The following is a 21512-nucleotide window of genomic DNA, read 5'->3' as shown; positions in this document are numbered from 1 at the left end:
CCAGACCGTCCCGTTGTTTGTGGACTCCGTACGTGACGGCGAAAAGAAAGCCGTTATCACCCCCCTTCACAACTATTTCGTGGAGACCTGCAAGGCTCAATCCCTGCCGATCTGTTACGAGGATTTCAGTGCTGCGGATCTGGACGATGCTATTGCCGCTGGCAGCATCGTGCTGGTCCTGATCAGCACCTGGCGCCTGGACGGTCGCAAAGCTCCTCACTGGGTGGCCATCAGTGGCAGTGACGATGAGTGCTTCTACATCCACGACCCGGACCCGGGCGAAGACCAGGTACCGCTGGACTGCCAGCATGTGCCGATCACCCGGGAAAAGTTCGACCAGATGCGCAAGTACGGCCAGGCCAAGCTGCGCACAGCGGTGGTGTTGAGTGTTTAGCCAAGTTTTGGGGGTATGGTTTTTTACCACAGAGGACGCAGAGTCGCAGAGGTAAAACCTGCCCCTCCTGCAACGCGTTAGCATGAAATAATTCTTCCCACGAACTTCAGCCCTGATGTCTTTTTCTCAGTGAACTCTGAGTTCTCTGTGGTAAAAATGATTTTCCTGCCTTGAAGAGCCAGACACAAAAAAGCCCGCGCGAGGCGGGCTTCTTTCTGGGCGGGCGTGGTGTTACATCTTCATCACGTCCTTGCCCAGGGCGGCGGCTTTTTCACCGTCCACCTTCTGGGTGTTTTCCTCGCACTTGCCCCGGTCACCGCCGCAGATTTCGCAGCCTTCTTTCATGCCTAATGTGGCAAGGCCACCACAGGAGCCCTTGATCGGCTTGTTGGAGAGAATCACGCCGACCGCCATGGCCGAGAATAGCAGGCCGATAAAGATCACTGCGGCCATAATGGTCATCAACATGTTATTTCTCCTCCACGATTGCATCGAAGGCAGGCGTGGAAATTTCTTCTACGCCCTCACCTTTTCTGACAATAAAAAACACGGCCAGTTCGTGCTGTTTGGCAAACGCCATACCGGCCTCCGGGCCCAGCACGGTCATGGCAGTGGACAGGCCGTCCGCCATCATGGCGCTTTCGTGCAGCACCGACACCGATGCCAGCATATGATCCACAGGATAACCGGTTCTCGGGTCCAGGGTATGTGAATACAGTTGCCCATCCGATTCAAAGAAGTTGCGGTAATCGCCGCTGGTAGCCACGGCCATGTCTTTTAGTACCACTACCTGTTCCACTTCCCGTACGCCGGCAATCGGGCGTTCCACGGCCACCCGCCAGGGCTGACCATAGGGCTTGCTGCCACTACCGCGCAACTCGCCGCCCACTTCCACCAGATAGTTTTTCAGGCCCTGGCTTTCCAGCAGTTCTGCCACCTTGTCCACAGCAAAGCCCTTGGCAATGGAGGACAGGTCCACATACACATCCCCCGGCTGCAGAAGCGCATTGTCATTCAACAGCAACTGTTGCCAGCCAACTCGCGCCATGGCGGCGTTGATTTCGTCCTCTGACGGCGGCTCAAAACGGTCCGGGTCCGGGCCAAACCCCCACAGATTGACCAGTGGCCCCACCGTCACGTCATAGGCCCCATCAGTTTTCGAAGAAATGCCGAACGCCGCTGTCAGTACCTTCACCGTATCCTCCGGCAACGCCATCAGCGTGCCGGCTTCCGCCACATTGAAACGGCTCAGATTGGACTCCGGCCGATAGGTACTCATTTCTGCGTTGACCTGTTCCAGGGCCGCTTCGATATCTGTTTTCAGCGCTTCCGCCCCACCCTTCGGCGTACCACTGAACTTCACGCTCCAGGTGGTGCCCATGGTCGGGCCGCTGAGAACGGACAGGCGGTTTTTGCTGTCGTCGCAGCCGCTAAACAGCAGGGACAGGCAAAGCACCAGCAGAGGAAGAATACGGAGCATTATTCGTTTCCAGTGTTTTCAGGGGCGAGTTGAAAGTTCAAACGCGACGACTTTATGCAGCCCTTTAGCCGCTGATGCCGCGCCGCAGCCGATAATCGCGGGCATCGACTGCCAGCCGTGTACCCAGCTGCTCTGCGCTTTTTAGCTTTAAACTTTGAACTTTCAACTCAAAAAAACGCCGACCCGCGGGTCGGCGCTTTAGCTGTTATCCGCCGAAGTCATCCAGCAGGATGTTTTCCGGTTCCACACCCAGGTCATCAAGCATCTTGATCACCGAGGCGTTCATCATCGGCGGCCCACACATGTAGTACTCGCAGTCTTCAGGAGCCGGATGGTCCTTCAGGTACTGCTCGTACAGCACGTTATGAATAAAGCCGGTGAGACCGTCCCAGTTATCTTCAGGCTGGGGATCAGACAACGCCAGATGCCATTCGAAGTTATCGTTCTCTTCGGCCAGCATGTCATATTCATCATTGTAGAACGTCTCACGCCAGCTACGGGCACCGTACCAGAAGCTGATCTTGCGCTTGGAGTTCAAACGCTTGAGCTGATCGAAGATATGACTGCGCATAGGCGCCATGCCGGCACCGCCGCCGATGAAGACCATTTCCGCATCCGTCTTCTTGGCAAAGAACTCGCCGAAGGGACCGAACACGGTAATCTTGTCACCCGGCTTCAGGTTGAAGACATAGGAGCTCATGATGCCGGGCTGGATATCCTTGGAGCCCGGAGGCGGCGTGGCGATCCGGATATTGAACTTGAGGATACCTTTCTCTTCCGGATAGTTCGCCATGGAGTAGGCGCGAATCACTTCCTCGTTGTTCTTGCAGCTCAAGTCGAAGAAATTAAAGCGCTCCCAGTCACCCCGGTACTCTTCGTCGATATCGAAATCAGCGAATTTCACCTCAAACGGCGGCGCTTCCAGCTGAACATAACCACCGGCGCGGAAGTCCACGTTCTCGCCTTCCGGCAGCTTCAAGGTCAGCTCTTTAATGAAAGTGGCAACGTTACCGTTGGCGATAACCTCACACTCCCATTTCTTCACACCGAAAAACTCTTCCGGTACTTCGATCTTCATGTCCTGCTTCACATTCACCTGGCAACTCAGGCGCCAGCCGTCGCGAATCTCACCCTTGGTGAAGTGGCCCTCTTCGGTAGGCAGGATATCGCCACCACCTTCAAGAACCTGACACTTGCACTGAGCACAGGTACCACCGCCACCACAGGCGGAAGACAAAAAGATACCCTGATTGGCCAGGGTCCCCAGCAGCTTGGCGCCAGCCGGGGCATCGATGGATTTTTCTTCATCATTGTTGATGTTGATGTGCACGTTCCCGCTAGCCACCAGCCGGGATCGGGCCACCAGGATCACCGCCACCAATGCCAGCACAATGGCGGTGAACATGACCACACCGAGAATAATCTCAAAACTCATGATTCAACCCCTTCGCTTACAGCTGCACGCCGGAAAAAGACATGAAGCCCAGAGACATCAGCCCCACGGTGATGAAGGTGATGCCCAGGCCTTTCAGGCCATCCGGCACGTCGCTGTACTTCAGCTTCTCGCGAATACCCGCCAGCAGCGTAATCGCCAGCGCCCAGCCAACCCCGGCACCGACGCCGTAAACCATGGACTCACCAAAGCTGTAATCCCGCTCCACCATGAACAGGGACGCACCCAGAATGGCGCAGTTCACGGTAATCAGCGGCAGGAAGATACCCAGGGCGTTGTAGAGACTGGGTACATACTTGTCCAGGGTCATTTCCAGGATCTGCACCAACGCGGCGATCACGCCGATGTAGCTGAGCAGGCCCAGGAAACGCAGGTCCAGGCTGGCCAGGGATTCAATCCCGGTCCACGCCAGGGCGTTCTCGTCCAGCAGGTAGGTAAGGATCAGGTTGTTCACAGGCACGGTGATGGTCAGTACCACTACCACCGCAACCCCGAGGCCGATCGCGGTCTGGATCTTCTTGGACACGGCAATAAAAGTACACATGCCCAGGAAGAAGGCCAGCGCCATGTTTTCAACAAAGACGGCGCGGACGAACAGGCTTAGATAATGTTCAAACATTACTCGTCTCCGTTAAAACGCGTCGCTGACACGGGTGTGTGGCTTCATCTTGAAGGTATCTTCTTCTACCTGCTCAGGCTTCCATACCCGGATCGCCCAGATGAACAGACCGATCAGGAAGAAGGCGCTGGGCGGCAACAGCATCATGCCGTTGGTCACGAACCAGCCACCGTCAGCGGCCTTGGTCAGGATCTGATGTCCGAACAGGCTGCCAGCACCCAGCAGTTCACGAATGAAGCCCAGACCCAGCAGGATCACCGAGTAACCCAGACCATTGCCCACACCATCCAGAAAGGACGGGATCGGCGGGTTTTTCATGGCGAAGGCTTCCGCGCGGCCCATCACGATACAGTTGGTGATGATCAGCCCCACGAACACCGACAGCTGCTTGGAAATGCCGTAGGCATAGGCTTTCAGGAACTGGTCCACCACAATTACCAGCGAGGCAATAATGGTCATCTGCACGATGATGCGGATGCTGGACGGGATGTAATTGCGAATCGAGCTGACGAAAAAGTTCGAGAACGCGGTTACGGTAGTCAATGCGATACACATCGTCACCGTAGTGCTCAGGTTACTGGTTACCGCCAGGGCGGAGCAGATACCGAGAATCTGCAGCGCGATGGGGTTGTTGTCGAAAATCGGACCTAAAAGGATGTCCTTCGTTTTCTCCGCCATTACGCGTCTCCTTCCTGCTGTTCGACCACTTCACCTTGCTGCATACGCTTGAGGTAAGGGCCGAAACCGTTTTCACCGACCCAGAAGCGCAGCAGATTGCTGACACCGTTGCTGGTCAGGGTCGCGCCGGCCAGGCCATCCACCTTGTGTTCGGCGTTTGGCGTCTTGCTGTCCACGGTGCCTTTGACCACCTGGATTTCGACTTCACCCTGCTCACCATAAAGCTTTTTGCCTTCCCACAGGGCTTTCCATTTCGGGTTGTCCACTTCGCCACCGAGACCCGGGGTTTCGCCGTGTTCATAGAAACCCAGACCGGAAACGGTATTGGCATCCGGCTCAAGAGCCAGGAAACCATACAAGGTGGACCACAGGCCATAGCCGTGTACCGGCAGGATGATGCGGCTCAGGTCACCATCATCACCGCGAGCCAGGAACACTTCTGCCACGTTCGCCTGGGACTTGATACCGGCAATGTCCTCTTTACCGCTGAGGCGCTCGGACCGTTGGGGGTCCTTGGCTGCCTTGCGCTGGTCGTAGGATTCCGGCATCTCCACATACTCACCGGTGTCGATGTCAACAAAACGACGTTCAATGCTTTTGAACACCTTGTTCACATCCACACCCGGCTGATACAGGCCAGCGGCTTGCAGGATGTTCATGCGTTTGTCCAACAGCTGGTTCTTGCTCTGTACCGGCCGCAGGCTTACTGCAGCGGTGGCAACCACCACACCGCAAACCACACAGACCAGAAAGGCAACCAGCAGCGTTTTGCCGACACTTTCTTTATTTGCTGACATTTACACTTCTCCCCCGGTCCGGCGCAGGCGACGACGGACATTTGCCTGCACAACAAAGTGGTCGATCAACGGCGCACACAGGTTGGAGAACAGAATGGCCATCATCACGCCCTCCGGGAACGCCGGGTTCACCACCCGGATCAATACGACCATGACACCGATCAGGGCACCGAAGATGTACTTGCCCACATTGGTCATGGAGGCCGATACCGGGTCAGTGGCCATGTAGATCATACCGAAGGCAAAGCTGCCCACGGTCAGGTGCCAGTACCAGGGCATCGCAAACATGGGGTTAGTGGCGGAGCCCACCGCGTTAAGCAACGTGCTGAGCGCCACCATGCCCAGGAATACACCCAGTACGATGCGCCAGGAAGCCACTTTGGTGAGCAGCAGAGCTGCACCACCAATCAGAATCGCCAGTGTTGATGTCTCACCGATGGAGCCCTGGATACCACCCAGGAAGGTCTGCATCCAGCTGATGTTGGCACCGGCATCCGCTGTCAGATTGCTGGCGAAATCCAGCTGTCCTGCAGCGGCCAGCGCCAGCGGCGTGGCACCGGAGAAATTGTCCACCGCAGTCCACACTGCATCCCCGGACATTTCTGCCGGATAGGCGAAGAACAGGAACGCCCGCCCGACCAGCGCCGGGTTGAGGAAGTTCTTGCCGGTACCCCCGAACACTTCCTTACCGATGACCACACCGAAGGAAATCCCCAGGAACACCTGCCACAGGGGAATTGCCGGGGGAAGAATCAGGGTAAACAGAATACCCGTTACGAAGAAACCTTCGTTCACTTCGTGGCCGCGCTTCCAGGCAAACAGGCCTTCCCAGATGAAACCACCCAGATAGACCACAAGCAGAATAGGCACGTAATAGACCATGCCGTGAAGCAGGTTGGACCATAAACTGGCCGCATCAAACCCTGCCAGGGCCATGACCAGATCACTGCGCCAGCCAGGAATCGGGCTAAAGCCTTCAGCAATTTGCAGGTTGGCCTGATAACCGGTGTTCCACAGCCCGAACAGAATCGCCGGGAAGGCGCAGAACCACACCGTCATCATGATCCGTTTCAGATCGATACCATCACGCACATGCGCGGAGGACCGGGTAACCGAATCCGGGGTGTACAGCATGGTGTCGAACATTTCGTAGAAGGTGTAATACTTCTCGAACTTGCCACCCTCGTGGAAATGCGGGGCGACCTTGTTGTCCAGAAAACTTCTCATGCCCATGCTCAGCTCTCCGCTTCAATGGTGGTGAGATTGTCGCGCAGAATCGGACCGTACTCGTATTTGCCCGGGCACACGAAGGTACACAGGGCCAGGTCTTCTTCCACCAGCTCGAGCGCGCCCAGTGCCGTGGCACTGTCGGTATCACCCACGATCAGCGCACGCAGCAACTGAGTCGGCAGGATATCCAGCGGCATCACTTCCTCGTAGGCCCCCACCGGCACCATGGCCCGCTCGGACCCGTTGGTGGTGGTAGTGAAGTTGAAACGCTTGCCCGGCATCAGCTTGGACAGGTAGATGTTCAGCACCGAGAAGCGATTCACGCCCGGGGAGATATACCCCAGCAATTCGCGTTTATGGCCTTCGCACAGCGCCGTTACCTGGTTACCGGTGCGGCTCAGGAAAGCCACCGGACCCTGGGCGTTATGGCCGCCAAAGACAGAACCACTGATCAGGCGGTTATCACCGTCTTTCAGCTCACCCTGGGCGAAGTCGTCGGTGCTGGCACCCACACGGGTACGCAGGGAACGAGGCGTTTTCACCTGTGGGCCGGCCAGAGCCACTACCCGAGAGGAGTAAATTTTGCCTTCGGTGAACAATTTACCAATGGCAATCACGTCCTGATAACCCACGGACCAGACGATCTTTTTCAGGCTAACCGGATCCAGGTGATGAATGTGTGTACCCACATTGCCCGCCGGGTGCTTACCGGCAAAGGCTTCTTCACGCACCTGACCGCCGGCGAAGCTTGGCAGATCAGTATTGGGGCCACGACATACCCAGACCGGGCCATCGGTAAGACGGCTCAACACGGCAAGACCGTGACGGAAAGCCTGTTCGTTTTCCTTGATCACCAGTGCCGGCTCCTGGGCCAGCGGGTTGGTATCAAGAACGGAAACGAAAATGGAATTCGGGGTGCTACCCGGCGCGGGTACCTTGCCGAAGGGGCGAGTCCGCAACAAGGTCCACTCGCCAGAGTCCACCAGCTGCTGCTGTACCGCTTCACGGTCCAGGCCGGCTAGCTGGTCGGCGCTGTAGGAATCAAAGGTGACTTCGTCTTCCTGCTCGGCCACTTCAATCACTACCGATTGAAGGACGCGCTTGTGGCCGCGATTGATCGCCACCACCTTGCCAGCGGCAGGAGCGGTGTATTTCACACCCTCGGTTTTCTTGTCCGTGAAGATCAACTGGCCTTTCTTGACCACGTCCCCCTCGCGGACCTCCATGGTGGGTTTCATGCCCACATAGTCACCGCCGAGCACGGCAACAGAACGAACCTGGTGGCCTTCCTCAATCGCCTGGCGCGGTGCACCAGTGATGGGCAGATCCAGGCCCTTCCTGACTTTAATCATAGTTTCTCGCCCACGTTGCGTGTTGCTGAAGTCGAGGCACATCCGCCTGCAAGCCCCGAAAAGCGGGAAATGCCGTGGATGTTCGCTAAAACCGGAATTTGCACTTGGGAGCCGGCAGCAGCCGGCGGCGCCATTATAAAGACGCACCTGCCCGTCCGCCAGCACCGTGCGACCCGTCTTTCGTAGCACAGAACCACTTTGGTGCAAAAGAAAACCCGGTTATGCACCGAAAAAAAGCCCGCAGCGCGGGCTTCCTTTCAAACGCAGTTCAGTCTTTCGGGTACGCCGGGTATTCCACCCCGGAGATCTGCTGCAGGATACGCAGTACCTGGCAGCTGTAGCCGAACTCGTTGTCGTACCACACGTACAGTACGCAATGACGCCCACTGACAATGGTAGCCTCCGCATCAATCACGGAAGCGTGACGGGAACCCACAAAGTCGGTGGAAACCGCATCCGGGCTGCTCACGAAGTCCACCTGACGCTGCAGCGGAGAATGCAGGCTCACCCAACGCAGGTACTCGTTGAGTTCTTCCAGGGTTGTTTCCTTGCCCAGGGTCAGGTTGAGGATCGCCATGGACACGTTCGGGGTAGGCACCCGGATGGAGTTGCCGGTGAGCTTGCCCTGCAGGGACGGCAGCGCCTTGGCAGCAGCCGTCGCCGCACCGGTTTCGGTCAGCACCATGTTCAGGGGTGCGGAGCGACCACGACGGGGACCTTTGTGGAAGTTATCCAGCAGGTTCTGGTCGTTGGTGTAGGAGTGCACGGTTTCCACGTGGCCGTATTCGATGCCGAACTTGTCTTCCAGGGCTTTCAGTGGCGGCACGATGGCATTGGTGGTGCAGCTGGCAGCGGAAATGATCTTGTCGCTGTCCTCGATCATGTCATTGTTCACACCATGAACAATGTTTTTCATATCGCCTTTGCCAGGCGCAGTCAGCATGACACGGGCAACACCCTTGCACTGCAGGTGCTGGGACAGGCCTTCAGAATCACGCCACTTACCGGTGTTGTCGATCACCACGGCATTGTTGATGCCGTACTCGGTGTAATCGATGGAAGACGGATCGCTGGAGTAGATCACCTTGATGAAGTTGCCGTTGGCGATGATGGCGTTTTCGTCTTCATCCACGGCGATAGTGCCGGCAAACGGGCCGTGCACAGAATCACGACGCAGCAGGCTGGCACGCTTCTGCAGGTCGCCCTTGCCGGATTCGCGAACCACGATGGCCTTCAGACGCAGGCCATCACCGGAACCGGCTTTCTCGATCAACAGACGAGCCAGGATGCGGCCGATACGACCGAAACCGTACAGCACCACGTCCGTGGAGCTGGGTACCGGCCCCTTGTTATTGACCGCTTCGGCCAGCTCTTCGCGGACATAGTCCTCAATGGACAGGCCGCGATTGTCTTTCTTGTACTCTACCGCCAGTTTGCCGATATCGATGCGGCAAGGACCCAGGTCCAGCTTGTTCACTTCCTGCAGAATCGGGAAGGAATCCACCACGGACAGCTCGGAATCTTCGACCTGCTTGACGAAACGGTGGGCTTTCAGGATCTGGATAACAGACTTGTTGACCAGGGAGCGGCTGTAAACAGTGGTGGTGACGTTCTTTTCGCGATGCAGTTTGCCGATCATCGGGATCATGGCTTCTGCGATTTCTTCGCGGTTCTTCCAGCGTCCGAAGTGGTCTTCCAGTTTGTTCACGGAGATGCCCCTCTCAGGTTGGGTTCGGGTGAAGAAAACCGTGGCTGGCACCGAAATGCCCGGTTTCTACGTTCACCGGCGGTGGAGTTTGGGGCGCGAATAATATCGCCAAACGCCGCGTTTATCCACCCAAATGGCGGGGATATTACGGTTTCACGAACAATGCTTTCACACGTTCACGCAACACCGGCAACACCTCTTCCTCGAACCAGGGCCGCTGGCGCAGCCATAACCGGTTTCGCGGGCTCGGATGGGGTAGCGGGAAGTAGCCATACTGCAGGGCCCGGGCGAAATCACGGACATTGTCCGACAGGGTCTTGCCCGGCTCTGGCAGGTAGTACTTCTGGGCGTACTGCCCCACCAACAGGGTCAGCTGCAGGTCCGGCAGCTCCGCCAGCAACCGCTCATGCCATTGGGGGGCACATTCCGGGCGGGGCGGCAGGTCACCCCCCTTACCGCGGCCCGGATAACAGAATCCCATGGGAATAATGGCGATGCGGTTTTCGTCATAGAAGGCCTCCCGGTCCATTTGCAGCCAGTCGCGCAGTCGGTCCCCGGAGGGATCATTCCAGGGAATGCCGGTTTCATGGACCCGGGTGCCCGGCGCCTGCCCCACGATCAGCAGCCGGGCTCCCTCCCCGGCCCGCACCACCGGACGCGGCCCCAGCGGCAAATGGGGCTCGCACAGCCGGCAGGCCCTGACTTCCTCCAGCAGAGGGATCAGCCGGCTCATGCTGCCGGGCTGTCCGAGCGGTGCAGGCGCATCAGCCCTTCCTGGGCCACCGAGGCCACCAGGGTGCCGTCCTGACGATAGATGGAACCGAAGTTCATCCCCCGGGAGCCACCGGCAAAGGGGCTTTCACTGCGATAGAGCAGCCATTCATCGATGCGGAAATCGCCATGGAACCACATGGCGTGGTCGATGCTGGCGCACTGCACATGGGGCTGCCAGAAGTTCATGCCGTGGGGCAGCATGGCCGTACCCATCAGCCCAAAATCCGAGCAATAGGCTAACAAGGCCCGCTGGGTCATGGGGTCTGCGTCGACCGAATCGACCACCTTGAACCAGACCTCCCGTACCGGTGGCTCCGGCTGGGAAGAAATCGGATCACGGGGAGTGACCGGGCGGAACTCCACCGGCCGGTCCTGCAGAAAGGCCTCGCGATACTGCTCCGGCAACCTGGCCACCAGTTTCTTCCGGGCCGCCTCGTCATTCTCCAACCCCTCGGGGCCCGCCACCTCCGGCATGGGCGCCTGGTGGGACACGCCCTCCTCGTCTACCTGATAGGACGCTGCCAACGAGAAAATCGGCCGGCCATGCTGGATGGCATTGACCCGGCGAGTGGTGAAGCTTTTGCCGTCACGAATCCGGTCCACGTCATAGACAATCGGTTTGGTAAAATCCCCGGCCCGCAGGAAATAGGCATGCAGGGAGTGCACCGACCGGTCCGTCGGCACGGTTTTCGAGGCTGCCAGCAAGGCCTGCCCGGCCACCAGCCCGCCGAACACACTCTGCTGACCATTGGCCTGGCTCTGACCCCTGAACAAATTATTCTCGAGCTGTTCCAGATCAAACAGCGTCATCAGTTCCCGAACCGATGCATTCATACCCAATCCTCAGCGCAAACAAATCAGGCTGCCATGGTAACGTCTTGGGCGAAGCTTGTTCAGTCCCAAGGGCAAGACGCGAGTTGCGAGGAGCGAGTTTCGAAAGGCAACCCCCCCCCGCTTCGCCGGGTCTTCACGACTCGTGCCTCGTACCCCCTGCAAGATGGCCGTGCGAGCCCCCCGCCGCTACAATACGCCGCCTGATACCCCACCGAACACGCAGGACACGGGTCTGCATGAAGTTACTCCCCGACAGCAGCCTCTTCCCCACCGGCCGCGAGCACTATAAAGACTGGGCCGGGCTGGACAGCGGCAGCATGGCTGCCGTGCTGGCCGAACTGGCACGCAGCCAGGATCATCTGTTTGTGGTGCTGGCTCCCAACAGCAGTCGCGCACAACTCCTTGCCGACTCGCTGGAGTTCTACCTGACCGGTAGCGGGGATCAGGGTAACGATACGCCGGTGATGCTGTTTCCGGACTGGGAGACCCTGCCCTACGACCTGTTCAGCCCCCACCAGGACATCATCAGCGACCGCATCCGCGTGCTGCACCAGTTGCCCACCAGTCACAAGGGCATCCTGGTAGTACCAGTGAATACCCTGATGCAGCGGCTGGCCCCGCCACTGCACATCACTGGCAACAGCTTCCTGCTCAAGGTCGGCGACACCTTTGATATGGAAGCCACCCGCAGCCGCCTGGTGTCCTGCGGCTACCGACAGCGGGATAACGTTTACGAGCACGGCGAATTCGCCGTACGCGGCGCCATCATGGACATATTCCCCATGGGCGCTGATCAACCCTTCCGCATCGAGCTGTTCGACGACGAGATCGACTCCCTGCGCCTGTTCGACCCGGAAAGTCAGCGCTCCACCGGCAAGGTGGATGACATCACCCTGCTGCCAGCGGCGGAATACCCGCTCAGCGCCGACGGTATCAGCCGCTTCCGTACCGCCTTCCGCGACACCTTCGACGTGGACACCCGCGGTGTGCCGCTCTATCAGGATGTCTCCGACGGCCTGTCCGCTCCAGGGCTGGAGTACTACCTGCCGCTGTTTTTCGAGACCATGGCCACCCTGTTCGACTACCTGCCCGACGATGTGCGGCTGGTGGAACTGGCCGAGTGCCAAAACGCTGTAGAGCATTTCTGGGCCGACGTGGAGCAACGTTACGAATCCCGACGCCACGATATCCACCGGCCCATTCTGGCCCCCTGGAAGCTATACCTGCGCCCGGAAGAGCTGGCAGCCGCCCTCAAGCAACATCCCCGGGCTCGGCAGGCTGACAGCGGCATCCCCAGCAGCAACGCCATCCAGTTCGATGTAGCCCGGATGCCGCCACTCACCGCAGACGTGCGCGCCAGCAACCCGCTGGCCCTGCTGCATACCTTCTCCGACGCCCATCCGGACACCCGCATTCTGCTCTGTGCGGAAACCGCCGGTCGCCGCGAAGCCCTGCTGGAGCTGATGCAGAAAATCGGTATCCAGCCCGCGCTGAAGGACAACTGGCCGGATTTTATCGCCCAGCCTGAGCGCTGGAGCCTGACCCGCGGCGAGCTGGATGCGGGCTTCTACGCCCCCGAACACGAACTGCTGGTGGTCACCGAGAACGACCTCTACGGCGAACGGGTTCTGCAACGTCGGCGTCGGAAATCCAGCAGCGACGACGGCGCCGCCGAACAGGCCTTCCGCTCCCTGGGCGAACTGACCGAAGGCTCCCCGGTGGTGCACATGGAGCATGGCGTGGGCCGCTATCTGGGCCTGATCCATATGGAAGTGGATCGCCAGCAACACGAGTTCCTGCTGCTGGAATATGCCGGCGGCGACAAGCTCTATGTGCCGGTGTCCTCGCTACATCTGATCAGCCGCTACGGCGGCGGCGATAGCGCCCCGCTCAACCGGCTGGGTACCGAGCAATGGAGCAAGGCACGACAGAAGGCCGCGGAAAAGATCCACGACGTGGCCGCCGAACTGCTCAACACCTACGCTCGCCGCGAAGCCCGCCAGGGCAAGCAGTTCGACGTGGACATGAACGACTACGACCGCTTCAGTGCCGGCTTCCCCTTTGAGGAAACCCCGGACCAGCAGGCCGCCATTGCCTCGGTGATTGCCGATATGCAATCCAGCCAGCCCATGGACCGGCTGGTGTGCGGCGATGTGGGCTTCGGCAAGACCGAAGTGGCCATGCGCGCCGCCTTTGTGGCGGTGGAAAACCAGACCCAGGTGGCGGTGCTGGTACCCACCACCCTGCTTGCCCAGCAGCATTACGAGTCCTTCACTGACCGCTTTGCCGACTGGCCGGTAAACATCGAAGTGCTATCACGCTTCCGCAGCGCCAAGGACAAGACCCAGGTGCTGAAGCGTCTGAAGGAAGGCAAGGTGGATATCCTGATCGGCACCCACCAGTTGCTTCAGGAAACCGTGTCATTCAGCGACTTGGGCCTGATCATCGTGGATGAGGAACACCGCTTCGGCGTACGCCACAAGGAGCGCCTCAAGCAGATGCGCGCCGAGTGCGACATCCTCACCCTCACCGCCACGCCGATTCCCCGCACCCTGAACATGGCCTTCAGCGGTATGCGCGACATCTCCATCATCGCCACCCCGCCGCAAAAACGCCTGTCGGTAAAAACCTTCGTGCAGCAGCACAACGACACCACCATCAAGGAAGCCTTGCTCCGCGAGCTGCTCCGTGGCGGTCAGGTGTACTACCTGCACAATGATATCGACACCATGGAACGGACCGCCGAGAGCATCCGCAAGCTGGTGCCCGATGCCCGCGTGGGCATTGCCCACGGGCAGATGCGCGAGCGGGAACTGGAAGCGGTGATGAGCGACTTCTACCACCGGCGATTCAATGTGCTGGTCTGTTCCACCATCATCGAAACCGGCATCGACGTGCCCAGTGCCAACACCATCATCATCGATCGGGCCGACAAGCTCGGCCTGGCTCAGTTGCATCAGCTACGAGGCCGGGTGGGCCGCAGCCATCACCAGGCCTATGCCTATCTGATCACCCCCAGCCCCAAGGTGATGAGCAAGGACGCGCTCAAGCGTCTGGAGGCCATCGAACAGGCCACCGATCTGGGCGCCGGCTTCATGCTGGCCAGCCAGGATCTGGAAATCCGTGGCGCCGGGGAACTGCTCGGTGAAGAGCAACACGGCAACATTCACACCATCGGTTTCAGCCTCTACATGGAAATGCTGGAGCAGGCCGTGGAAGCCCTGAAGCGGGGCGAACAACCGGACGTGGAAAAACCGCTCAGCGGGGGCCCGGAACTGAACCTGCGCATCCCTGCGCTGATTCCCGAGGACTATCTGCCGGACGTGTTCGGCCGCCTGACCCTCTACAAGCGCATTGCTGGCTGCAAGACCCGCAATGGCCTGAAAGAGCTGCAGGTAGAAATGATCGACCGCTTCGGCCTGCTGCCGGAACCGGTAAAAAACCTGTTCGCGGTCACCGAACTGCGCCAGCAGGCGGAACGACTGGGCATCACTCGACTCGATGCTCACGCCGGCGGCGGCAAGCTGGAATTCGGCGAGCGCACCCCGGTGGACCCGCTGACCATCGTCAAGCTGGTCCAGTCCGGCCCCAACCGCTACAAGCTGGAAGGCGCCAATGCCCTGCGTTTTGTGGAAGACAGCGAAACGCCAGAGGAACGCATTGAGGTGGTAGACGCCCTGCTCAAGCGCCTGGCAGCCCAGAGCATCAAGCAGGACACCGGCAGTTAATTCGTGAAAACCGACCGGTCAGGCGGTTAGTCGTGAATTGACTGTGTGAACTGGTTATAGTCGTTGAAATAAAAAATGACGTGGGTGCAGGGCAACGCCTTGTCTCAGCCGAGGCAAACAGGCGTCAGGAAAGCACCGGACTCTCCGCCCCAGCGGAGCATCCGACAGGCAACAGGAGGGGCACGCCTCCGCGTCAGTATCAAGATAAGGCCTGCTCACAGGCCACCAAAGGAGATCCCGATGCTTCGCGCATTCTTTTTGGCTGTGCTGGCCCTCATGGCCACCCCTGTCACTGCCCAGAGCTGGTACAACGTTGAAGTCCTGATATTCGCCCGTGATCACGGCAGCAGCGAAGAAATCTGGCCCGCCGATCTCCAACCCCGCTACGCCTCCCGGTCGGTGAGCATCGGCGCACCGCAAGCCAGTGAATATGTCGACCCGGACGCCCTGTCCCGCGGCGCCTGGCAACCTCTGCCGGAAGACCAGACCGTGCTGCAATACATGATGGAACGCATGGCCAGCACCGGTGATTACCGCCAGCTCTACCACAAGGCCTGGAGCCAGCCCATTGGTGACAAGGGCGACACCCTGCCGGTTTATCTAAGCGGCGGCCAGACCCTGGCCACGGATGACGGCAACGTGCCAGAACTGGAAGGCACCCTGCATTTCAGTGAATCGCGCTACGTCCATGTGGAGCCACGCATCTGGTTCAATACCCAGAGCAATGGCCAGCGTTTCTACGTGGACATCGACGAAAGCCGTCGCCTCACCGGCCACGAAGTCTATTACTTCGACCACCCCATGTTCGGTATGCTGGTGCGCATCACCCGCTAACCGCCTTCCATTTCCGGCACTTGTAGGAGCGCCTCTCGAGGCGCGAACCTGCTTGCGATACGCCGTGCCAAGCACAATTCTCGCCTCGAGAGGCGCTCCTACTTCGGCTAGCCAGCCGTGTGTTGTTATTCCCCCACCCAATAACACCGCCTGTCAGAAATAACAGATCCGTACAGGCACGCCTTCGATTACCGCGCTAAAGTAAATCCAAGGGCCTTACCCGGCCCGGACAATACGATCCCGAACGGGCCTACCCGCCCCGCCGGGAAAGGAGCCGTTGCCATGTTCGCTACCCTCGAACAGACCGACGTCGCCGAACTCCACCAATTCCGGGATCCGGCAACCGGTCTGCGCGCCCTGATCGCCCTGCACTCCACCCGACTGGGCCCAGCCCTCGGTGGCTGTCGCTGTCTTCCCTACCCCGATGATCACACTGCTCTGAATGACGTCTGCCGTCTGGCCCGTGGCATGAGCTACAAGGCAGCCCTGGCTGGCCTGCCGCTTGGAGGCGGCAAGGCGGTGATCATGGAACCGGACAAACCCTACGACCGGGCCGCCCTTTACCGGGCCTTCGGTGACGCCGTTAACCGCCTGGGCGGGCGCTATATCACCGCCATGGACGCCGGCACGGAAATCACCGATCTGGACCAGGTAGCCACCCAAACCCGCCATGTGTGGGGCTTTTCCGGCGACGGCATGGACCCGTCACCCTATACCGCCCTGGGTGTATTCGCCGCCCTGGATGCGGCTATCCGCCACCGCTTCCAGCGCCATGGAGCCAGGGGCCTGCACATCGCCATTCAGGGCCTGGGCCATGTGGGCAGTCAGCTGGCGCTTATGCTGGCCCGCGCCGGCGCCCGACTCACCCTGGCCGATCTGGACCCGCGCCGGGCTCACCGGCTGGCAGATCGCCTGAACACCCACTGGGTGCCTGCCGACAGCATCTATGATGTGGCCTGCGATATCTTCATGCCCTGTGCCCTGGGCGGCGTGCTGAACACCGATACCATTCCCCGCCTGCAGGCCGACCTTATCGTGGGCGCCGCCAACAACCAGCTGGCCAGCGACGACGACGCCCAACGGCTGCGCGAGCGCGACATTCTCTACACGCCGGACTACCTCAATAACGCCGGCGGTCTGATTTCGCTGGCGCTGGGCCACCGACAGGAAAATCACAGCGCCATCCGGCAAAAAGTGATCGGCATTGGCCACACCCTCAGCCTGTTGCTGGATGAGGCTGACCGTAGACAGCTCAGCCCGGCACAAATGGCCGACTGGCAGGCAGAACAGCGTCTGCACGATGAAACCGGTAAGCACGCCTGGAAAGTTGCCTAGGAGGATGCGATGTTCACTTCCACGCCCTATACCATGCACCACCAACTGCCGGACCTGCCGGAGAACCCGGACTGGCCACGACTGGTGGATGGCTACCGCCACATGGCATTGATTCGCACCTTCGACAAGAAGGCGGTGAACCTGCAACGCACCGGCAAACTGGGCACCTATGCCTCCTGCCTGGGCGCCGAGGCCATCGCCACCGCCGGCGGCATGGCTCTGCACGATAGCGACGTCTTCGTACCCTACTATCGGGACCACGCCACCCAGTACCTGCGCGGCGTACCGCTGTATCAGATCCTGCAGTACTGGGGTGGCGACGAGCGCGGTAATGCCTTCCCGGCGGATACCCCCGCCGCCCGCGACCTGCCCAACTGCGTGCCCATCGCCACCCAGCTTACCCAAGCTGCCGGCATCGCCACCAAAGCCAAGCTGGACCACGCGCAAGCCGCCGTGCTGGCTACCTGCGGTGATGGCGCCACCTCACGGGGAGACTTCCATGAAACTCTCAACGTGGCTGGCGTCTGGCAGCTACCGCTGGTGGTAATGGTCAACAACAACCAATGGGCTATCTCCGTGCCACGCAGCCTGCAGACTGCCAGCGACACCATCGCCCAGAAAGCCGTGGCAGCCGGCATCGAAGGCTTCCAGGTGGACGGCAATGACCTGCCCGCCCTGCTGGAAGCGCTGGATTACGCCCTGGACAAGGCACGCCACGGCAAGGGCGCCACCCTGATCGAAGCGGTGAGCTACCGGCTTGGCGACCACACCACCGCCGACGACGCCAGCCGCTACCGCAAGGCCAGCGACCTGCACAACGCCTGGCAACGGGAACCGGTGGCACGGTTGCGCCAGGCCCTGGCCGACGCCGGACACTGGGATGCCGAGCAGGAAAAGCAGTGGCTGGCCCAGTGCCAGCAACAGGTGGATAACGCGGTGGAAACGTACCTGAACCAGCCACCACAGCCCCCCACCGACATGCTCGACTATCTCTACGCCGAGTTGCCCGAGTCCCTCAAGGCACAACGGGCCGCACTGGCAACGCTCAGCCCGGAGCAAACCGGAGGCCAGCATGCATAGCGCCCAACAACACCCGGACACCAGCGTCCCGCTCAACCTGCTGGAAGCAGTCAACCAGGCCCTGCGCCACGCCATGGAAGCCGATGACAAGGTGGTGGTGCTGGGCGAGGACATCGCCACCAACGGCGGGGTATTCCGCGCTACCGAAGGTCTGAAAGAGACGTTTGGTTTCCGTCGGGTCATGGACACCCCGCTGGCGGAAAACCTGATCGCCGGCCTGGCGGTGGGCATGGCCAGCCAGGGACTGAAACCGGTGGCCGAGATCCAGTTCATGGGCTTTATCTACGCCGCCCTGGAACAACTGATCAGCCACGCCGCCCGCCTGCGCAACCGCACCCGGGGGCGGCTGAGCTGCCCGCTGGTGATCCGCGCGCCCTTCGGCGGCGGCATCCACGCCCCGGAACATCACAGTGAAAGCACCGAGGCCCTGTTTGCCCATATCCCCGGCCTGCGGGTGGTGATTCCCTCTTCCCCGGCGAGAGCCTACGGCCTGCTGCGCGCCGCTATCGCCTGCCCGGACCCGGTGCTGTTCCTGGAGCCGAAACGGCTCTACCGCCTGCAACGGCTGCCGGTGGAGCTGGAGGATGAGCCCCTGCCTCTGGACCGCTGCTTTACCCTGCGCGCCGGCGAAGACGTGAGCCTGATCAGCTGGGGCGCCATGGTCCACGAAACCCTGACGGCAGCAGAGCAACTGGCGGAAGACGGCATCAAGGCGGAAGTGATCGACGTGGCCACCCTCAACCCGCTGGACCGGGACACCCTGATCGCCACCGCCAGCAAGACCGGCCGCGTGGTCATCATCCACGAAGCCCCATACAACGGCGGCGTCGGCGCCGAGATTGCCGCCACCCTGGCCAGCGACGCCCTCATGCATCTGCTCGCCCCGATTGAGCGTGTCACCGGCTACGACTGCCCCATGCCCTACTTCGCCATGGAGCAGCATTACATGCCGAGCGTAGAGCGGATCGTGGCGGCGGCGAAGAAAACGTTGGAGTATTGAGGGAGCACTTGCACGCAACTCGTCACCGTTGGGCTATCGCGCCGCCAGCGACGCTCCTACGTATCCCTGCGTGTCGACGTGAAGCGTCTAGCGTGTCAGCAAACGGCAAAGGAGCCATACCATGCCCTACTTCACCCTGCCCGATCTGGGCGAAGGTTTGCAGGAAGCGGAAGTGGTCGAGTGGCACGTGAAGGAAGGTGACACCGTGACGGTGGATGACCTGCTGCTCAGCGTGGAAACCGCCAAGGCCATTGTCGATATCCCCGCCCCCCAGGACGGCACCATCGCCACCCTGTTCGTGGCCAACGGCGATCTGGTGCATACCGGCGAACCGCTGCTGGCCTTTGCCGGTGACGAGGGCAGCGGTAGCCAGACCGTGGTGGGCAATCTGCAAAGCCAGGAAGATGCGGACAATCCCGACAATTTTGTGGTCGGCGCCGTGCCGGACAGCCGCCCCTCAGGTGGTACCACACCGGCCATCCGCGGCCTGGCACACCACCTGAGCGGACACCTAGGTCGGATCAGGGGCAACGGCCCGAGAGCCAGCATTACGCTGGAAGACGTGCAACAGGACGCCAGCCTGGAACACAGCCACGGCGACAGCACGCCACTGAAAGGTGTGGCACGCACCATGGCAAAGACCATGGCCAGCGCCGGCCAACAGGTAGTCCCGGTCAGTCTGTTCGACCAGGTCAGCGTCAGCCACTGGTCAGCAGACGCGGATATCACCCTGCGCCTGATTCGCGCCATCGTCGCCGGCTGCCAGGCAGAACCGGCAATGAACGCCTGGTTCGACGGCGAGCACCTGAGCATGCGGGTAGTGGAAAAAGTGGACCTGGGCATCGCTGTCGACACGCCGGACGGCCTGTTCGTACCCGTGCTGCGTGACGTGGCTAATCGGGAGCCTGGCGATTTACGTGAAGGGCTCAATCACCTGCGCCGGGATGTGGAACAGCGAAAAATTCCGGCAAAAGAACTGCAAGGCGCAACGATTACCCTGAGCAACTTCGGCACCCTGGGGGGCCGCTATGCCACCCCGGTTGTGGTGCCGCCCCAGGTGGCCATCGTCGGCGCGGGAAAACGCTTCACCCAACCGGGTATTCGCAATGGGGAGTTATTCGAGGATGTGCAGCTACCGGTCAGTGTCACCTTCGACCACCGCGCCCTGAATGGCGGGCAGGCTTCCAGGTTCCTGGCTGCGCTGCTCGCCGATCTCGCCCTGTAGAAACGAAGGCGTTTTACCACAGAGGGCACCGAGACACAGAGGAAAAGATCGGGCAGCTATTTTCCAGTGACACTGAAGGGGTTGCCTCGCGACAACGATAGCGTCTTTCCTGTTTTTACTCGGTGTTCTCTGTGGTAAAAAAGTCTTTTATTCCGCCAGCTCCACGTTGTGATATACGTTCTGCACATCGTCCAGATCGTTGAGCATGGTCAGGAATTTATCGAACAGCTCCCGATCATCACCGCTCACTGTGGTGAAGCTCTGGGGAATAAACTGGATTTCATCCACCTCGAAGTCGACTCCTTCGAAAGCGCCGGTAAGCGCCTGGCGGGCCTTGGCATATTCGGTGTTGGGAGTGAATACGGTGAGCATGCCGTCTTCGCTCTCGATATCGGTGACATCCACATCCGCTTCCATCAGCGCTTCCAGCACCGCTTCTTCATCATCATGACGGAACACGAAAATGGCCGAATGATCGAACATGTGGGCCACGGTACCCTGGGTGCCGATCTTGCACTTGGTCTTGGTGAACGCCACGCGCACATCACCGAAGGTCCGGTTGGGATTGTCGGTAAGACACTCGATGATCGCCATGCAACCGCCTGGGCCATAACCCTCGTAACGGGCCGGGGCAAAATCTTCGCCACCACCACCCTTGGCCTTGTCGATGGCTTTCTCGATCACATGGCCAGGCACCTGATCCTTCTTGGCCCGGTCAATCAGACCGCGCAGGGCCAGGTTGGCGGAGGGATCCAGGCCACCGGCCTTGGCGCACACATAGATCTCACGACCATAGCGGCTGTAAACCTTGGCTTTCATGTCCGAGGTTTTCGCCATGGATTCTTTTCGGTTCTGGTAGGCGCGGCCCATGGAATACTTGCTCCGAGATTGATAGTCAGCCGCAGATTCTAGGGGAAAAACGGGAAATTACCTACGCCCGGAGACTAACCCCCTCATCATCACTCCTGAAGTGTAATCGTTCCGGTAAAGA

At 60.0% G+C, this 21512-nt stretch carries 19 protein-coding genes; 7 read left to right on the top strand and 12 right to left on the bottom strand.

The window, feature by feature from the left end:
- The coding region (locus tag ACFE0K_RS06555; RefSeq protein WP_434535298.1) for a peptidase C39 family protein at positions 1–394 on the top strand (394 nt) is incomplete at its 5' end.
- A 231-nt stretch (positions 395–625) separates the two neighbouring features.
- Here the strand turns inward: ACFE0K_RS06555 and nqrM are convergent.
- The 11 genes from nqrM to tesB form a co-directional block, all read right to left on the bottom strand.
- A complete protein-coding gene (gene nqrM / locus ACFE0K_RS06550; RefSeq protein WP_198030647.1) occupies positions 626–862 on the bottom strand; it encodes a (Na+)-NQR maturation NqrM in 237 nt (78 codons plus the stop codon).
- 1 nt (position 863) lies between these two features.
- Entirely contained in the window at positions 864–1874 is a 1011-nt protein-coding gene (locus ACFE0K_RS06545; RefSeq protein ID WP_434535297.1) for an FAD:protein FMN transferase, read from the bottom strand.
- Positions 1875–2079: 205 nt separating this feature from the next.
- Positions 2080–3309, bottom strand: coding sequence for an NADH:ubiquinone reductase (Na(+)-transporting) subunit F (gene nqrF, locus ACFE0K_RS06540; RefSeq protein WP_434535296.1), 1230 nt, complete (start codon positions 3307–3309; stop codon positions 2080–2082).
- A gap of 16 nt (positions 3310–3325) precedes the next feature.
- The gene (gene nqrE / locus ACFE0K_RS06535) at positions 3326–3946 is read right to left on the bottom strand and encodes an NADH:ubiquinone reductase (Na(+)-transporting) subunit E (protein ID WP_297762920.1); all 621 of its coding nucleotides are present in this window, start codon (positions 3944–3946) and stop codon (positions 3326–3328) included.
- A gap of 12 nt (positions 3947–3958) precedes the next feature.
- Complete coding sequence (locus tag ACFE0K_RS06530; protein WP_297762918.1) at positions 3959–4624, bottom strand: NADH:ubiquinone reductase (Na(+)-transporting) subunit D; 666 nt, start codon at positions 4622–4624, stop codon at positions 3959–3961.
- Positions 4624–5421, bottom strand: a complete 798-nt coding sequence (locus ACFE0K_RS06525; RefSeq protein WP_434535295.1) for a Na(+)-translocating NADH-quinone reductase subunit C — start codon at positions 5419–5421, stop codon at positions 4624–4626. The genes ACFE0K_RS06530 and ACFE0K_RS06525 overlap by 1 nt, the downstream gene beginning before the upstream one ends.
- Positions 5422–6654 (bottom strand): NADH:ubiquinone reductase (Na(+)-transporting) subunit B, encoded by a 1233-nt coding sequence (locus ACFE0K_RS06520; protein ID WP_434535294.1) that lies wholly within the window; start codon positions 6652–6654, stop codon positions 5422–5424.
- A 2-nt stretch (positions 6655–6656) separates the two neighbouring features.
- Entirely contained in the window at positions 6657–8003 is a 1347-nt protein-coding gene (locus tag ACFE0K_RS06515; protein WP_434535293.1) for a Na(+)-translocating NADH-quinone reductase subunit A, read from the bottom strand.
- A gap of 268 nt (positions 8004–8271) precedes the next feature.
- Entirely contained in the window at positions 8272–9711 is a 1440-nt protein-coding gene (locus ACFE0K_RS06510; protein WP_434535292.1) for a glyceraldehyde-3-phosphate dehydrogenase, read from the bottom strand.
- A 145-nt stretch (positions 9712–9856) separates the two neighbouring features.
- The gene (locus ACFE0K_RS06505) at positions 9857–10444 is read right to left on the bottom strand and encodes a uracil-DNA glycosylase family protein (protein WP_434535291.1); all 588 of its coding nucleotides are present in this window, start codon (positions 10442–10444) and stop codon (positions 9857–9859) included.
- The gene (tesB, locus tag ACFE0K_RS06500; protein WP_434535290.1) at positions 10441–11319 is read right to left on the bottom strand and encodes an acyl-CoA thioesterase II; all 879 of its coding nucleotides are present in this window, start codon (positions 11317–11319) and stop codon (positions 10441–10443) included. The genes ACFE0K_RS06505 and tesB overlap by 4 nt, the downstream gene beginning before the upstream one ends.
- Positions 11320–11555: 236 nt before the next feature.
- Between tesB and mfd the strand changes: the two genes are divergently transcribed.
- The 6 genes from mfd to ACFE0K_RS06470 all read left to right on the top strand — a co-directional run bounded on the left by mfd (position 11556) and on the right by ACFE0K_RS06470 (position 20521).
- Complete coding sequence (mfd, locus tag ACFE0K_RS06495) at positions 11556–15047, top strand: transcription-repair coupling factor (RefSeq protein WP_434535289.1); 3492 nt, start codon at positions 11556–11558, stop codon at positions 15045–15047.
- Between the two features lie 240 nt (positions 15048–15287).
- Positions 15288–15881 (top strand): peptidoglycan binding protein CsiV, encoded by a 594-nt coding sequence (locus ACFE0K_RS06490; RefSeq protein ID WP_434535288.1) that lies wholly within the window; start codon positions 15288–15290, stop codon positions 15879–15881.
- A gap of 282 nt (positions 15882–16163) precedes the next feature.
- Positions 16164–17216, top strand: a complete 1053-nt coding sequence (locus tag ACFE0K_RS06485; protein ID WP_434535287.1) for a Glu/Leu/Phe/Val dehydrogenase dimerization domain-containing protein — start codon at positions 16164–16166, stop codon at positions 17214–17216.
- A gap of 9 nt (positions 17217–17225) precedes the next feature.
- Positions 17226–18296, top strand: a complete 1071-nt coding sequence (gene pdhA, locus ACFE0K_RS06480) for a pyruvate dehydrogenase (acetyl-transferring) E1 component subunit alpha (RefSeq protein WP_434535286.1) — start codon at positions 17226–17228, stop codon at positions 18294–18296.
- A complete protein-coding gene (locus ACFE0K_RS06475) occupies positions 18289–19296 on the top strand; it encodes an alpha-ketoacid dehydrogenase subunit beta (protein ID WP_434535285.1) in 1008 nt (335 codons plus the stop codon). Before pdhA ends, ACFE0K_RS06475 begins: the two co-directional genes overlap by 8 nt.
- A gap of 121 nt (positions 19297–19417) precedes the next feature.
- On the top strand, positions 19418–20521 hold the full coding sequence (locus ACFE0K_RS06470; protein WP_434535284.1) for a dihydrolipoamide acetyltransferase family protein: 1104 nt from the start codon (positions 19418–19420) through the stop codon (positions 20519–20521).
- 147 nt (positions 20522–20668) lie between these two features.
- Here the strand turns inward: ACFE0K_RS06470 and ACFE0K_RS06465 are convergent, their stop codons facing one another.
- The gene (locus tag ACFE0K_RS06465; RefSeq protein ID WP_434535283.1) at positions 20669–21391 is read right to left on the bottom strand and encodes a YebC/PmpR family DNA-binding transcriptional regulator; all 723 of its coding nucleotides are present in this window, start codon (positions 21389–21391) and stop codon (positions 20669–20671) included.
- Positions 21392–21512: the final 121 nt, after the last annotated feature.

This window comes from Alcanivorax sp. (assembly GCF_051117345.1).
GTDB lineage: Bacteria > Pseudomonadota > Gammaproteobacteria > Pseudomonadales > Alcanivoracaceae > Alcanivorax.
The sequence above is the reverse complement of the archived record's forward strand: the minus strand, read 5'-3'. Positions and strand labels throughout refer to the sequence as shown.

Coding starts and splice junctions, on each gene's coding strand:
- ACFE0K_RS06530 (WP_297762918.1), bottom strand. CDS start 4,624: ATGGCGGAGAAAACGAAGGACATCCTTTTAGGTCCGATTTTCGACAAC.
- ACFE0K_RS06475 (WP_434535285.1), top strand. CDS start 18,289: ATGCATAGCGCCCAACAACACCCGGACACCAGCGTCCCGCTCAACCTG.
- ACFE0K_RS06515 (WP_434535293.1), bottom strand. CDS start 8,003: ATGATTAAAGTCAGGAAGGGCCTGGATCTGCCCATCACTGGTGCACCG.
- tesB (WP_434535290.1), bottom strand. CDS start 11,319: ATGAATGCATCGGTTCGGGAACTGATGACGCTGTTTGATCTGGAACAG.
- ACFE0K_RS06505 (WP_434535291.1), bottom strand. CDS start 10,444: ATGAGCCGGCTGATCCCTCTGCTGGAGGAAGTCAGGGCCTGCCGGCTG.
- nqrM (WP_198030647.1), bottom strand. CDS start 862: ATGTTGATGACCATTATGGCCGCAGTGATCTTTATCGGCCTGCTATTC.
- ACFE0K_RS06545 (WP_434535297.1), bottom strand. CDS start 1,874: ATGCTCCGTATTCTTCCTCTGCTGGTGCTTTGCCTGTCCCTGCTGTTT.
- nqrE (WP_297762920.1), bottom strand. CDS start 3,946: ATGTTTGAACATTATCTAAGCCTGTTCGTCCGCGCCGTCTTTGTTGAA.
- pdhA (WP_434535286.1), top strand. CDS start 17,226: ATGTTCACTTCCACGCCCTATACCATGCACCACCAACTGCCGGACCTG.
- ACFE0K_RS06525 (WP_434535295.1), bottom strand. CDS start 5,421: ATGTCAGCAAATAAAGAAAGTGTCGGCAAAACGCTGCTGGTTGCCTTT.
- mfd (WP_434535289.1), top strand. CDS start 11,556: ATGAAGTTACTCCCCGACAGCAGCCTCTTCCCCACCGGCCGCGAGCAC.
- ACFE0K_RS06465 (WP_434535283.1), bottom strand. CDS start 21,391: ATGGGCCGCGCCTACCAGAACCGAAAAGAATCCATGGCGAAAACCTCG.
- ACFE0K_RS06470 (WP_434535284.1), top strand. CDS start 19,418: ATGCCCTACTTCACCCTGCCCGATCTGGGCGAAGGTTTGCAGGAAGCG.
- ACFE0K_RS06490 (WP_434535288.1), top strand. CDS start 15,288: ATGCTTCGCGCATTCTTTTTGGCTGTGCTGGCCCTCATGGCCACCCCT.
- ACFE0K_RS06485 (WP_434535287.1), top strand. CDS start 16,164: ATGTTCGCTACCCTCGAACAGACCGACGTCGCCGAACTCCACCAATTC.
- nqrF (WP_434535296.1), bottom strand. CDS start 3,309: ATGAGTTTTGAGATTATTCTCGGTGTGGTCATGTTCACCGCCATTGTG.
- ACFE0K_RS06520 (WP_434535294.1), bottom strand. CDS start 6,654: ATGGGCATGAGAAGTTTTCTGGACAACAAGGTCGCCCCGCATTTCCAC.